This window comes from Mesorhizobium sp. LNJC405B00, from assembly GCF_000502615.1.
Classification (GTDB): domain Bacteria; phylum Pseudomonadota; class Alphaproteobacteria; order Rhizobiales; family Rhizobiaceae; genus Mesorhizobium.
In genome coordinates this window covers 414,579-429,468 of record NZ_AYWC01000002.1, presented here as the reverse complement: position 1 = coordinate 429,468, position 14,890 = coordinate 414,579, and the positions used below count along the sequence as shown (strand labels likewise).

Here is a 14,890-nt window from a genome sequence, read left to right as displayed (position 1 = left end):
CCACCATAGAATGATCGGACTCGTGCTTGTAACGCACGGTCAACTGGCCGCCGAGTTCCGCCATGCCGTGGAACATGTCGTGGGGCCACAAGACAATTTCGAAACCGTGGCAATCGGCGCCGATGACGATATGGAGCAGCGTCGGCGCGATATCGTCGACGCCGTCGGCCGCGTCGACACCGGGACCGGGGTCATCGTTCTGACCGATATGTTCGGCGGCACGCCTTCCAACCTCGCCATTTCGGTGATGGAATCCGGTCGCACCGAGGTCATCGCCGGCATGAACCTGCCGATGCTGATCAAGCTGTCGTCGATCCGCAAGGGCGACAACATGGCGACCGCGCTCGACGAGGCGCAGGCCGCGGGGCGCAAATACATCAATGTCGCAAGTCAGCTGCTGAGCAGCAAATGAACGCGCTGTCGCCCGGTGAGATCGTGCGCGAGTTCCCGATCGTCAACCAGCGCGGCCTGCATGCGCGCGCCTCGGCGAAGTTCGTCCAGGTCGCCAGCGGCTTCGACGCCACCGTCCATGTCGAGAAGGATGGTCTCAAGGTCGGCGGCACCTCGATCATGGGGCTGATGATGCTGGCGGCGAGCCCCGGTTATTCGATCCGCGTCACCGCCAGCGGCGCTGAAGCCGCAGCGGCGATGGACGCGCTGGAGCAGCTGGTCGCCTCGCGCTTCGGCGAAGAGTGCTGAAGTTTTTGCTTTGAACGCCGTTGTCCCAAAACCGCGGGATACTTTTGGGCGGCATGCATCCCCGTAAAACACATACGCGCATAAAGATTTCTTTATATCCCATTGTCGTCTTGGCGGCGATCTGCTAGTCAGGCCGGCATTCCGCGCCCTTCGACGCGCCGTGTGGCGCAGGCGCATTCTGAAGACAAATCACACCGGAGCACTGCCATGACAGGTAGCAAGGACTATGTGGTCGCCGACATCTCGCTTGCCGGCTGGGGCCGCAAGGAACTCGATATCGCCGAAACCGAAATGCCGGGCCTGATGGCCTGCCGCGAGGAATTCGGCGACAAGAAGCCGTTGAAAGGTGCGCGCATCACCGGCTCGCTGCACATGACCATCCAGACTGCGGTGCTGATCGAGACGCTGAAGGCGCTTGGCGCCGATATCCGCTGGGCCTCGTGCAACATCTTCTCGACCCAGGACCATGCGGCCGCAGCCATCGCCGAGGCCGGCATCCCGGTGTTCGCCGTCAAGGGCGAGTCGCTCGAGGAGTATTGGGACTACACCGACAGGATCTTCCAGTGGGCCGATGGCGGCCTCTCCAACATGATCCTCGACGATGGCGGCGACGCCACGATGTACATACTGATCGGCGCCCGCGCCGAGGCCGGCGAGGACGTGCTGTCCAACCCGCAGAGCGAGGAAGAGGAATACTTCTACGCCCAGGTCAAGAAGCGCCTGAAGGCCTCGCCCGGCTTCTTCACCAAGCAGAAGGAAGCCATTCGCGGCGTCACCGAAGAGACGACGACGGGCGTCAACCGGCTCTACCAGCTGCAGAAGAAGGGCCTGCTGCCGTTCCCCGCGATCAACGTCAACGACTCGGTCACCAAGTCGAAGTTCGACAACAAATATGGCTGCAAGGAATCGCTGGTCGACGGCATCCGCCGCGGCACCGACACCATGATGGCCGGCAAGGTTGCGGTCGTCTGCGGCTATGGCGACGTCGGCAAGGGCTCGTCGGCTTCGCTCAAGGGCGCCGGCGCCCGCGTCAAGGTCACCGAAGTCGATCCGATCTGCGCGCTGCAAGCGGCGATGGACGGCTTTGAAGTCGTCACGCTGGAAGATGCCGCACCGACCGCCGACATCGTCATCACCACCACCGGCAACAAGGATGTCGTCACCCTCGACCACATGCGCTCGATGAAGGACATGGTGATCGTCGGCAATATCGGCCACTTCGACAATGAGATCCAGGTCGCGTCGCTGCGCAACCTGCAATGGACCAACGTCAAGCCGCAGGTCGACATGATAACCTTCCCGGACGGCAAGCGGATGATCCTGCTGTCCGAGGGGCGCCTGCTCAACCTCGGCAACGCGACCGGTCATCCGAGCTTCGTGATGTCGGCTTCGTTCACCAATCAGGTGCTGGCGCAGATCGAGCTCTACACCAAGCCCGGCCAGTACCAGAACCAGGTCTATGTGCTGCCCAAGCACCTCGACGAGAAGGTGGCGCGTCTGCATCTCGACAAGCTTGGAGCCCGCTTGACCGAACTTTCCGGCGAACAGGCCGCCTATATCGGCGTGACCCCGCAGGGTCCGTTCAAGCCGGAACACTACCGCTATTAGCCAAAGCGGCGTTTACCACTAGATATTGAAGCCGGGCGATTGACTTTTCGCCCGGCTTCTTTTTTGCGCGGATGATTCTTCACGCCGATTCCAGCACGCGCTATTGTGCTGATTCGTGGGCCGGGACGAGGCCGGCGTACGCATCGAGAGCATGATTCGAACCGAAGGACCGCGTCAGCGAAAAGTGGGAAGCGGTTTTCGGAAAAGATCATGCCTTTAGAAAAGAGTTAGGTCAGAAGGGCGTTTCCATCAAACGTGATCCTGATCTAGGCGGTCTTGCATTCAGGCGGCGAAGAGGACCAAGGCATGCCGGGGGAAAACCCGCCTCGCGCGGGATCGGCCGTTTCCGGCGGCCATGACGATTCCGATAGCAATGGCTCCGTCACGACAGGCGGTGGCCTGAAGAGGCGCGTTGGCGCCCGCACCGCCGGCTTTCTTGCCACCTCAGCTCTTGCCGGCCCGCTCACCTCGTTTGCCGCCCATGCCGAGCCGGCCATTGCGCAGAAGGCCGGACTGTCGGTCAGCGCGGTCGAAGTCATCCAGCTCGCCATGTTCGTCGGCGTCATGGGCGCGGCACTGGTCTCGGCCATCTTCCTGATCCGCGAAAGAGCCCGCACCTCGGCGCAGAATGTCGAACTCAGAGCCCGCATTGCCGACATCAATGCGGCGCTGCAGCGCTCCGAGGCGCTGCTCAATCTGCGTGACCAGCGCGTCATCGTCTGGGCGTCGGAGAACAAGAAGCCGGAGCTGATCGGCACGCTGCCGCTGGAAAGCGGTGCGCCGGACGACCGTGCAGCCTTCCTCGCCTTCGGCCGCTGGCTGATGCCGCGCTCGGCGGCGGCGCTCGAAAATGCCGTCGCTGGTCTGCGCGAGAAAGCGAAACCCTTTGATCTCGTGATCGAATCGCAGGCCGGGGCGCCGCTTGAAGTGCATGGCCGCAAGAGCGCCGCGCATGTGCTGGTGCGCTTCGTCTCGCTGTCGGAAACTCAGAGGAGCCAAGCCAGGCTGAAGATCGAGAACCAGCGGCTGGCCGCCGACTACGAGACCATGATCGGCCTGCTCGACGCCTTGCCGATGCCGGCCTGGCTGCGCGCCACCGACGGGCGGCTGAAATGGGTCAACCGTGCCTATGCCGGAGCGGTCGAGGCACCGAACGCCGAGACCGCGGTGCGCGAAGCCAAGGAATTCCTCGGCGCCCAGGCGCGCGAACAGATCGCCGCGCAGCACAAATCGCGCCCGATCTTCGAACAGACGCTGTCGACGGTGATCGAGGGCGACCGCCGGGTGTTCGCCGTCACCGACTTCGCCGGTGCCGACGGCTCGGCCGGTCTTGCCTGCGACACCAGCGCCACCGAAACCATTCGCGGCGAATATGAGCGCACGGTGCGCAGCCATGCCGACACGCTCGACCAGCTCAACACGGCGGTGGCGATCTTCGATGCCAACGAGAAGTTGCGCTTCTTCAACCAGGCGTTCCAGAAACTGTGGGGGCTGGACCCGGGCTTCCTGCACAGCGCGCCCGACAATGCGCTGCTGCTCGACCGGCTGCGCAGCGAAGGCAAGATCGCCGAGCAGCCGGAATGGCGGCGCTGGAAAGAAGGCCTGCTTGGCGCCTACCGCGCGGTGGAATCGCAAGAGCATTGGTGGCATCTGCCCGACGGCAAGACCATCCGCGTGGTGGCCAACCCGCAGCCGAAGGGCGGCGTGACCTGGGTGTTCGAGAACCTGACCGAGAAGATGGACCTCGAAAGCCGCTACCAGACGGCGGTGCGGGTCCAGGGCGAAACGCTCGACAATCTGGCCGAAGGCGTCGCCGTGTTCGGTCCCGATGGGCGGCTGCGCCTGTCGAACCCGGCCTTTGTCGCGCTGTGGGGACTGAGCCAGGATGTGATCAAGCCCAACGTCCATGTCTCAGCGATCCGCGATCTCAGCGACCAGCGCGCCGTCGACAGCCCGTGGGGCGGGTTCGTCGCCGCCATCACCGGTTTCGACGACGAGCGCCGCGACCGCCATGGCCAGACCGAACTGAAGAACGGCACAGTGCTCAGCTACGCCGTCATCCCGCTGCCCAACGGCCAGGTGATGATGACCTTTGTGGACGTCACCGACAGCGTCAATGTCGAGCGCGCGCTGAAGGACAAGAACGAAGCGCTGCAGAAATCCGACCAGCTGAAGAACGAGTTCGTGCAGCATGTCTCCTACGAGCTGCGCTCGCCGCTGACCAACATCATCGGCTTCACCGAGCTTCTGTCGCTGCCGGCGACCGGGCCGCTCAGCCCAAAGCAGCGCGAATATGTCGAGCATGTCGGCTCGTCATCCTCGGTGCTGCTCACCATCGTCAACGACATACTCGACCTCGCCACCGTCGACGCCGGCATCATGCAGCTCGACATTTCGGAAGTAAGCGTCGAGCGCACCATCGAGGCCGCGGCCGAACTGGTCGCCGACCGGCTGCAAGAGCATTCGATCAAGCTCCGGATCGACGCCGCTGCGGCGCCGAAGAGTTTTCACGGCGACGAGACCCGGGTTCGCCAGATCCTCTACAATCTGCTCAGCAACGCCGCCAATTACGCGCCGGAGGCGAGCACTATCACGCTTGCCTGCCGGCATTTGGAGCAAGGTGTGGAATTCTCCGTCCATGACAACGGCCCCGGCATGCCGCCGGACCTGCTCGATTCGGTGTTCCGCCGCTTCGAGCCGCGCACCAATGGCGGGCGCCGGCGCGGTGCGGGCTTAGGCCTGTCGATCGTCAAGAGCTTTGTCGAGCTGCACGGCGGCAGCGTGCGCATCGAGACCGGCAAGGACAAGGGCACCACCGTCATCTGCACCTTCCCCGATGCACCGTCGGGCATCCGCGCCGCGGCCGAGTAGCGCGCTCGATGACCGTTGTTGTGCTGGAGCGTTTTCTCGCCGACGAGGCTGCGACCGCAAGGCTCGGCGAAGACCTGGCCATGGCGCTGCGGCCGGGCGACGTGCTGGCGCTCAAGGGCGATCTCGGCGCCGGCAAGTCGACGCTGGCGCGGGCCCTGATCAGGGCGCTGGCCGATGATGCCGGCCTCGATGTGCCGAGCCCTACCTTCACCTTGGTGCAAAGCTACGACACGCGCATCCCCGTGCACCATTTCGATCTCTATCGCCTGTCCTCGGCCGGCGAGATGGACGAGCTGGGTTTCGACGAGGCGCTGCTGCAGGGCGCTGCCCTTGTCGAGTGGCCGGAACGGGCGGAGGCCGCTCTTCCGAGAACGTCGATCTGGATCGAACTCGTCCATCAGGACGAAGGACGATTGGCGAAACTATCGGGCCAAGGCGTTGCCTTCGAACGCGTGGCCCGATCGCTGGCGATGCGCGATTTCCTCAAAACGGCCGGTTGGGGCGACGCCGCGCGGCGCCATTTCGTCGGCGACGCCTCGGCGCGCTCTTACGAGATTGTTTCGCTCGCCGGCCTTGCGCCGCGCGTGCTGATGAATTCGCCAAGGCTGGTGCTGGGGCCGCCGGTGCGCGACGGCAAGCCCTATGCCGTGATCGCCCACACGGCGCAGTCGGTCACCGCTTTCGTCGCCATCGACAAGGCGCTGCTGGCGCAAGGTGTCAGTGTCCCAAAAATCCATGCCGAGGATCTCGAACGGGGCTTTCTGCTGCTGGAGCATCTGGGCTCGGAAGGTTTTCTCGACGGCAATGATGAGCCGGTGGCCGAGCGCTACGCGGCAGCGGCCGAATTGCTGGCGATGATGCATGGCAAGACCTGGCCGCAGCGCATGGAGGCCGTGCCGGGCGTCTTCCACGAGGTGCCGCCCTTCGATCGCGCCGCCATGCTGATCGAAGCCGATCTCTTGGTCGATTGGTATGTGCCGATGGTGACCGGCAGCCCGGCAAGCGAGGCTTTACGCGCCGGCTATCACAGGGAATGGAACGCGGTTCTCGATCGGCTGGACACACAGGAATACACGCTGATGCTGCGCGACTTCCATTCGCCCAACATCATCTGGCGCGGTGACCGCAAAGGCCACGACCGGCTGGGCATCGTCGATGTCCAGGACGCGCTGATGGGTCCGGCGGCCTATGACGTTGCGTCGCTGGCCATGGATGCCCGCGTCACCGTTTCGCCCGATATCGAGCAGCGGACCGTGGACGCCTATGTCGCTGCGCGCCACGCCGCCGGCGGCTTCGATGAGGACGCCTTCCGCGCGGCCTATGCGATCATGGCGGCGCAGCGCAATTCGAAGATCCTCGGCATTTTCGTGCGGCTCGAAAAGCGCGACGGCAAGCCCTATTATCTCCGACACCTGCCGCGCATCCGCGATTATCTCAGGCGGGCGCTGGCGCACCCGGCGCTGGCTCAGTTGAAGGAGTTTTACATGGCACATGGCCTGCTGGAGGAACGGCTCCCGTGACCTTGACCACAGCGATGGTGCTGGCGGCTGGTCTTGGCAAGCGCATGCGGCCGATCACCGACACCATGCCGAAGCCGCTGGTGCGGATCGCCGGCAGGACCTTGCTCGACTGGGGGCTGGACAGTCTCGAAGCGGCCGGCGTCGAGAAAGCCATCGTCAACGTGCACTATCTGCCGGACCAGATCGTCGCCCATATCGCCCACAGGCGGGCGCCAAAGATCGTCATTTCCGACGAGCGCGACGCACTGCTGAATTCGGCGGGTGGCATCGTCAAGGCATTGCCGCTGCTGGGCAGCGACCCCTTCTACATCATCAACGCCGATACGTTCTGGATCGACAGCGGCCAGCCCAGCCTCGAGCGCCTTGCCCTTGCATGGGACGGCGCGAAAATGGATATTCTGCTGATGCTTACCGATCTCGACTCGGCCACCGGACACGGTGTCGGCACGGATTTCCTGATGGCGCCGGATGGCGGCCTGCGGCGCTCGAAAGGCGATCCGGCCGGGTTGATCTATGCCGGAGCGGCAATCGTCAATCCCGCCATCTTCAGGGATGCGCCGGCCGGGGCGCATTCGCTCAACACCCATTTCGACAAGGCAATCGCCTCTGGCCGTCTGTTCGGCATGCAGATGCGCGGAAGCTGGATCACCGTCGGCACTCCCGACGCCATTCCGCAGGCGGAAGCGGCCGCCGCCGAAGCTCTCGCGAAGGTGGTATGAGCGGCGCGCGCCGCGTTCTTTCGATCCCGCCCGGAGCGCCATTCCTGCCGACTCTGGCCGAGGCCTTGCTGGCCGGACGGCTGGTGCCCGGCTTCCGGTTCGACGGCGATCCGCTGGCGCTGGCTGATGTCACCATCTATGTGCCGACACGGCGCGCGGCCCGTGCGCTGCGCGGCGCTTTTGTCGACGCGCTTTCGGGACCGGAGGGGAGCCGCCGTTCGGCGATCCTGCCGGTCATCCGCCCGCTCGGAGAGTTCGACGAGGACGAAGCCGCCTTCGACGCCGGCACGCCGACCGAGCTTGAAATGGCGCCGCCGATCGCAGCCATCGAACGCCTGCTGCTACTGGCGCCGCTGGTGCGGGCCTGGAAGCGCACCTTGCCGGCGCATGTCCTTGATATGTTCAACGAAGAGATCGTCGTGCCGGCCTCCGCCGCCGATGCGATCTGGCTGGCGCGTGACCTCGCCCGGCTGATGGACGAGATCGAAACCGAAGGCACGGACTGGACCAGGCTTGCCGATCTGGTCACCGGCAATCTTGCCGGATGGTGGCTTGTGACGCTCGATTTCCTCCGTATCGTCACCGAGGCCTGGCCGAAATTACTGGAGGAGCGCGACCGCTCCAACCCGGCCGCGCACCGCAATGCGCTGATCCGGCGCGAGGCGAAGCGGCTGGAACGCAACCCGCCCAAAGGCCCGGTGATCGCCGCCGGCTCGACGGGCTCTATTCCCGCCACGGCCGAACTGCTTGCCACGGTCGCCAGCCTGCCCAACGGCGCCGTGGTGCTGCCCGGGCTCGATGGGATGCTGGACGAACCGTCTTTTGCCGCGATTGGGGCGCCCGGTGCGCGGCCGGCACTGCTTGGCCACCCGCAATACGGCATGGCCAAGCTGATCGGCAAGATTGGCGTGCTGCGTGGCGATGTCGAGGAAGTGGTCTCCGCCGAGCCCGCACTGGCGCTCCGCGCGGCCCTTGTCGGCGAGGCGCTGCGGCCGGCCGAGACCACGGAATTATGGGCCGAGACCCGCATATGCTTCAACGCCGTAGACATCGCCGAGGCCTTCGCCGACGTGACGCTGGTCGAAGCCGCCAGCGAACGCGACGAGGCGGCGGCGATCGCCATCGCGCTGAAAACCGCCGTGGAACAGCCGGGGCACAGGGCAGCGCTCGTTACCGGCGACCGCGGGCTGGCGCGGCGCGTCTCGGCCGAGCTGTTGCGCTTCGGTGTGATCGCTGACGATTCCGGCGGCACGCCGCTCGCCAACACGCCTGCAGCCAGCCTGCTGCGGCTCACACTTCACGCGGTATTCCGGCCCGGCGATCCCGTCGGCCTTTTGTCGCTGCTCAAGCATCCGCTGCTCGGGCTCGGACTTGAGCGCACCGGCGTGCGCCATGCCGCCGAGCTCATCGAACTCGTGGCGCTGCGCGGCGGCACCGGACGCCCAGACATCGCCGCCTTGCCAGCACTGTTCGAGGAGCGTCTCGCCGGGCTGAGCGGGGACAAGCGCCAGCCCTTCTGGTTTTCGCGCCTGAGCGTGCGCGGCATCGACGATGCCCGCGATATGCTGAGCCGGCTTGTGGCGGCGCTGGCGCCGCTGACTGCCTTTCGATGTGAAGAGAATGCCGATCTCGTCGCGTTGACCAGAGCGAGCGTCGCCGCGCTGGAAAATCTCGGCCGCACGGCGGAGGGCAGCCTGGCTGAATTTTATGCCGGCGACGCCGGCGAGAAACTCGCCGAGCTGCTGCGCGGTGTGGTCGCCGCGTCTGCATCGTTCGACTTCCCGGCCGACGAATGGCCTGATGTGATGGACGCGCTGGTAGCACCGGAAACGGTCAAGCCGGGGCAAGGCACAGACCGCAACATCGCGATATGGGGCGCGCTGGAGGCACGGCTGCAGAGCGTCGACACGCTTGTCATTGGCGGGCTGAACGAAGGCGTGTGGCCACGCAAGCCGGAAAGCGATCGCTTCATGTCGCGGTTGATGAAGACCGGCATCGATCTCGAGCCGCCGGAGCGGCGCATCGGCCTTGCCGCCCACGACTTCCAGATGGCGATGGGGGCGAAAAAGGTGGTGCTGACGCGCTCCGCCCGCGCCAGCGACGCACCGGCGGTGCCGTCGCGCTGGTTGCAGCGCATCCTCACCTTCATCGGCAAGGATCCTGCGGCCGCATTGCGCGGGCGCGGCGACGAAATGCTTGCCTGGGCGCGCGCGCTCGATGCCGGCGAGCGGCAGCATTTCGCGCCGCGACCGCAGCCGAAACCGCCGCTGAGCATGCGGCCCACCCACTTCTCGGTGACCGAGATCGAGACGCTGCGCCGCGACCCCTATGCGGTCTATGCCAAGCGTATTCTGAGCCTTCTGCCGCTCGAGCCGGTGATCCGCGACCCCGGCGCGGCCGAGCGCGGCACGCTGTTTCATGACATCCTGCATCTGTTCTCGACAGAGGTGGCGGATCCCCGCGCGCCCGAAGCTCTGGAACGCCTCATCGCTGCCGGCCGGACCTGCTTTGCCGAGATCGCCCTGCCCGCCGATGTCGAGGCTGTGTGGTGGCCGCGCTTCGAAAAGCTTGCCGCCAACATCATCGAATGGGAGCGCGGCCGCGCTCCCGCCGTCGCCCGGCGGCATGCCGAGGAGCGCGCCGAAAAGACCGCTGTCGGCCGCACCGGCGTGACGCTGTCCGGCTATGCCGACCGCGTCGACCTTTTGGCCGGTGGCATGGCCGACATTCTCGACTACAAGACCGGCTCGTCCCCGTCCAAGGCGCAGGCCCACACGCTGCTGGCGCCACAGCTGGCGCTCGAAGGGGCGCTGCTCCGGCGCGGCGCCTTCAAGGGGCTTGGCGCGCGCGAGCCCTCCCAGCTCGCATTCGTGCGGCTGAAGCCGAATGGCGAAGTGTTCGAGGAATCCATCCTCGACTACAACCGCCAGCCTCGGACCGCCGAAGACCTCGCCGAGGAGGCTTGGGCGCGGTTGGAAAAGCTGCTGGTCCACTATGCCGATCCGACGACCGGCTATCTGTCGCGGGCGCTGCCTTTTCGCGAGGGCGAGAGCGATGGCGATTACGACCATCTGGCGCGCGTGCTCGAATGGTCGGCCGGCGGCGACAGCGATGACGAGGCGGGGGAGGCATGAAAAAAGCCTATCCCATCCCCAGCGAAACCGCCGCCAGCCAGGCGCGCGCCTCCGACCCGAAGAACTCGGCCTGGGTGTCCGCCAATGCCGGCTCGGGCAAGACGCATGTGCTGGCCCAGCGCGTCATCCGGCTGCTGCTCAACGGCACCGATCCGTCGAAGATCCTGTGCCTGACCTATACGCGGGCGGCCGCCGCCAACATGTCGAACCGCGTGTTCTCGACCCTGTCGGAATGGACGGCGCTCGGCGATGCCGAGCTTGCCACAAAGATTGAGGCGGTGGACGGCCGCCGACCCGACCGCGACACGATGCGGCGGGCGCGCCGGCTGTTTGCCGAAGCGCTGGAAACGCCGGGCGGGCTGAAGATCCAGACCATCCACGCCTTCTGCGAATCGGTGCTGCACCAGTTTCCGCTGGAGGCCAACATCCCGGCGCATTTCGAAATGCTCGATCCGCAGATGGAGGCCTCGCTGTTTGCTGGCGCCCGCCGCGACATGATTTCGGGCACGTCAGCCGGAGACACCGGACTGGCCGAGGCCTTTGCCACCGTGCTGGAGCGCGGCGGCGAACACGGACTCGATGCGCTGCTCGCCGAAATCGTGCGCAAGCGCGACGGCTTACGCGGCTTCATCGATGCGGTCCGGCGCGACGGCGGCGGCTTTCAGGCCCTGTTCGACGAATTCCGTTTTCGCCCCGGGCAGAGCGCCGAAGACATAGCGGCATCGGTATGGCCGCTGCCGGGTTTCCTGCCGGACTTCTTTGCAGTGTTCGCCAGTGCCGCCGAGGCCACCGACGCCCGCACCGTGCTCAACAATCTCTTGCCCTATGCCCGCTTGGCCTTTGCCGAGACGGACCCGACCCGCCGGCTGCAGATGCTCGGCAAAGCCTTTCTCAAGGCCGATGGCGACCCCTATGATCCCTCAAAGTTGTTCAAGAAGGCGCTGCTCGGCCGGCTGCCCGACCTTCCCGAGCGCTATCTGGCGGCCGTCAAGTCGATAACAGACGTCTCCGACCGGCTGGCGCTGTTCCGGATGCTGGAAGGCACGGTCGCGGCGTTGACCATAGCCGACTGGCTGATCGTGCGGTACGAGCGCCTGAAGCGCAGCCGCGGCTTTCTCGATTTCAACGACCTCATCACCCGCACCGTCAACCTTCTGGCGCGGCCCGATGCCGGCCCCTGGGTGCAGTACAAGCTCGACCAGGGCATCGACCACATCCTGCTCGACGAGGCGCAGGACACCAGCCCCGACCAATGGGAGGTGGTGAAGCGGCTGGCGGAGGAGTTCTTTGCCGGCCACGGCCAGCGCGGCACGGCCAATCGCACGGTGTTTGCCGTCGGCGACGAAAAGCAGTCGATCTATTCCTTCCAGGGTGCCGCACCGGATTCCTTTGCCGACAGCCGGCTCTTGTTTTCCGGACGCGTGAACGCAGCCAATGCTTCGTTTGCCGACCTGAAACTGACCTGGTCGTTCCGTTCGACCGACGACGTGCTTGCCGCCGTCGACCGCGTCTTTGCCGATCCGGGCGTGCGGCGCGGCATCAGCCATGACCCCGATCCGCTCGACCACAAGGCGATCCGCAACGACGCGCCTGGCTATGTCGAGGTCTGGCCGTCGCTCGGCGCTGACGCCGTCGAGGAGCCCGACGACTGGACGTTGCCGGTCAATCATGCCAGCGCGCCGGCTGTGCGGGTGGCCGAGCACGTGGCTGCGACCATCCAGGCCTGGCTCAAGGACCGCGAGATCATCGAGGGCAAGGGACGCAGGCTGAGGGCCGGCGACATTCTTGTGCTGGTGCGCAAGCGCGACCGCTTCGTCCATGCGCTGTCGCGCGCGCTGAAGGACCGCGATATTCCCGTCGCCGGCGCCGACCGGCTGAGCCTGCCCGGCCACATCGCGGTCAAGGACCTGATCGCACTCGGCCATTTCCTCATCCAGCCGCAGGATGATCTGTCGCTCGCCGCCGTGCTCCGCAGCCCGGTTTTCGACGTGTCGGAGGAGACGCTTTTTACGCTTGGCGCCGGACGGCCAGCCGGAACATCGCTGATCGCCTCACTACGCCAGCATGCTGGCGACAATACCGCGCTGACCGATGTCGTTGCCCGGCTCGACGGCTGGGCCAACGAGGCGGCGTTCCGGCCCGTGTTCGAATTCTACGCCGGGGTGCTGGCGCGCGACGGCCTGCGCAAGAAGATGATCGCCCGGCTTGGACCGGAAGCCGGCGACATCCTCGACGAATTCCTGAGTTTCTGCCTGGCCGAGGAACGCACCGGACTGCCGGGGCTGGAAGCCTTTCTGGCGACGCTGGAGAACACCGGCCCGGAGATCAAGCGCGAGATGGACCAGACGCGCGACGAGGTCCGCGTGATGACCGTGCACGCCGCCAAGGGCCTGGAAGCGCCTGTTGTCTTCCTGGTCGATGGCGGGTCGGCGCCGTTCAGCGACCAGCATCTGCCGCGGCTCATGCCGTTCGACGCTTCGGGCCGCAATTTCGACGGCAAGGGCTATCTCTGGCGCTCGGCCGCCGATGTCGCCAACGGCTTCTCCAAGGCGGCCTCGGCCAGGGCGCGGGAGCTTGCCGACGACGAATACCGGCGGCTGCTCTATGTCGGCATGACACGCGCCGAGGACCGGCTGATCGTCTGCGGCTATCACGGCAAGCGTCAGCCCAGCACCGGCACCTGGCATTCGATCGTCAGCCGCGCGCTGCTGGCAGCGCCGGAAAGCACGGAGCGCCATCATCCCGCCAGCAGCGAGCCGGTGCATCGCTTCGTCATCACCAAGCTGCCGCCGGTGGCGCTGGCAGCCGCCGACGAGGCGCGGCTGCCGCAACCGCTTTTGCCGTTCTTGCCGGCAAACCTGTTTCGCCCTTTGCCGCCTTATGAAGAACTGCCGCGCCCGCTATCGCCTTCCGGCGCTTCGGCGCTGATCGACGAGGGCAAGGAGGCGGTCGTCGATACGCGTTCGCCGGTGCTGGACAGCGAAGCGGAGCCCGGTTTTGCCGTGATGCGCGGGCTGGCGCTGCACAAGCTGCTGCAGATGCTGCCCGGTTTTGCCGAAGACGAACGGCAAGGCGCGGCGGCGCAGTATCTCATTCGAGCCGGCGCCGACTGGTCGGAGGCCGAGCGCAACAAGGCGCTGGCTTCGGTGATGGCGATCCTCAGAGATTCGCGTTTTGCCGGGCTGTTTTCGCCGTCGTCCCGCGCCGAAGTGGCCGTCATGGGCAGTATCGAGGTCAAGGGCAGGCTGCGCTCGATCTCCGGCAAGATCGACCGGCTGGCGGTGACGCCCGGGCGCGTATCGATCGTCGACTACAAGACCAACCGGCCGGCGCCCGCAGGCCTGGCCCAGGTGCCGCCGGCCTATATACTGCAGCTGGCGCTCTACCGCGCGCTGCTCCAGCCGCTTTACCCCGGCCGCGCGGTGACGGCAGCACTGCTGTTCACCGAGGCACCGAGGCTTATCGAACTGCCGGCGCAGGCGATGGATGACGCCCTTGCCCGACTCACGGGAGCGTGACACAAGTTCTGCTTGAAGAAGGGCTGCTCAACCACCACATTTGGTGCGAGATAAATTTCGAAAGGATTTCGCATGGCCACCGTCAAGGTCGACAAGAGCAATTTCCAGGCCGATGTGCTCAACGCCTCGCAGCCCGTCGTCGTGGATTTCTGGGCCGAATGGTGCGGCCCCTGCAAGATGATCGGTCCGTCGCTGGAAGAGATCGCCAACGAACTCGGCGACAAGATCAAGATCGCCAAGCTGAACATCGACGAGAACCCCGAGCTTGCCGCCCAGTTCGGCGTGCGCTCGATCCCGACGCTGATGATCTTCAAGGGCGGCGAAGTCGCCGACATGAAGGTCGGCGCCGCGCCGAAGACCGCGCTGTCGCATTGGATCAATGGCAGCCTCGCCTGATCCTGTAGGAGTTTCTGAAGTTAAGCCCGGCCCTGGCGCCGGGCTTTTCTTTGGCGTTATCGCCTGACCTCTCTGGCCCTCGCGCCTGAAGGCTCCATGTCTTCTGCTTGAGGCTGGACAGGAGAGACAGAATGACCGGATCCGCCAAGGCCACCGTCTTCATCGACAACGAGCGCGTCATCGTCACCGAGTATCGGTTCCAGCCCGGCGACAACACCGGCTGGCATCGCCACGGCCACGACTATGTCGTGGTGCCGCTGATGGACGGCAAGGTGAAGCTGGTGACCAAGGACGGCGAGAGTTTTGCTGAAATGAAGAAGGGCGCGCCCTACTTCCGCAAGGAAGGCGTCGAGCACGACGTCATCAGCGCCAATGACGGCGAATACGCCTTCATCGAGATCGAGCTGAAATAGGCCTCAGACTGG

At 65.5% G+C, this 14,890-nt stretch carries 10 protein-coding genes; all 10 read left to right on the top strand.

The window, feature by feature from the left end:
- The first annotated feature begins 10 nt into the window (after positions 1–10).
- The 10 genes from X756_RS159445 (at position 11) to X756_RS159490 (ending at position 14,878) form a co-directional block, all read left to right on the top strand.
- Positions 11–412 (top strand): PTS sugar transporter subunit IIA, encoded by a 402-nt coding sequence (locus X756_RS159445; RefSeq protein WP_023672304.1) that lies wholly within the window; start codon positions 11–13, stop codon positions 410–412.
- Positions 409–699 (top strand): HPr family phosphocarrier protein, encoded by a 291-nt coding sequence (locus X756_RS159450; protein ID WP_023672303.1) that lies wholly within the window; start codon positions 409–411, stop codon positions 697–699. Before X756_RS159445 ends, X756_RS159450 begins: the two co-directional genes overlap by 4 nt.
- 207 nt (positions 700–906) lie before the next feature.
- Complete coding sequence (ahcY, locus tag X756_RS159455) at positions 907–2,307, top strand: adenosylhomocysteinase (RefSeq protein ID WP_023681401.1); 1,401 nt, start codon at positions 907–909, stop codon at positions 2,305–2,307.
- A gap of 306 nt (positions 2,308–2,613) precedes the next feature.
- Positions 2,614–5,178: a PAS domain-containing sensor histidine kinase gene (locus tag X756_RS159460; RefSeq protein WP_023672300.1), complete on the top strand. Its 2,565-nt coding sequence runs from the start codon at positions 2,614–2,616 to the stop codon at positions 5,176–5,178.
- Between the two features lie 8 nt (positions 5,179–5,186).
- Positions 5,187–6,698: a tRNA (adenosine(37)-N6)-threonylcarbamoyltransferase complex ATPase subunit type 1 TsaE gene (gene tsaE / locus X756_RS159465; RefSeq protein WP_023672299.1), complete on the top strand. Its 1,512-nt coding sequence runs from the start codon at positions 5,187–5,189 to the stop codon at positions 6,696–6,698.
- 14 nt (positions 6,699–6,712) lie between these two features.
- Entirely contained in the window at positions 6,713–7,417 is a 705-nt protein-coding gene (locus X756_RS159470) for a nucleotidyltransferase family protein (RefSeq protein WP_027049083.1), read from the top strand.
- Complete coding sequence (gene addB, locus X756_RS159475; protein ID WP_023728842.1) at positions 7,414–10,551, top strand: double-strand break repair protein AddB; 3,138 nt, start codon at positions 7,414–7,416, stop codon at positions 10,549–10,551. The genes X756_RS159470 and addB overlap by 4 nt, the downstream gene beginning before the upstream one ends.
- Positions 10,548–14,069 (top strand): double-strand break repair helicase AddA, encoded by a 3,522-nt coding sequence (gene addA, locus X756_RS159480; protein WP_023728841.1) that lies wholly within the window; start codon positions 10,548–10,550, stop codon positions 14,067–14,069. The genes addB and addA overlap by 4 nt, the downstream gene beginning before the upstream one ends.
- Positions 14,070–14,141: 72 nt before the next feature.
- Positions 14,142–14,465 (top strand): thioredoxin, encoded by a 324-nt coding sequence (gene trxA, locus X756_RS159485; protein ID WP_023672297.1) that lies wholly within the window; start codon positions 14,142–14,144, stop codon positions 14,463–14,465.
- A 131-nt stretch (positions 14,466–14,596) separates the two neighbouring features.
- Positions 14,597–14,878: a cupin domain-containing protein gene (locus tag X756_RS159490; protein ID WP_023681396.1), complete on the top strand. Its 282-nt coding sequence runs from the start codon at positions 14,597–14,599 to the stop codon at positions 14,876–14,878.
- Positions 14,879–14,890 lie beyond the last annotated feature (12 nt).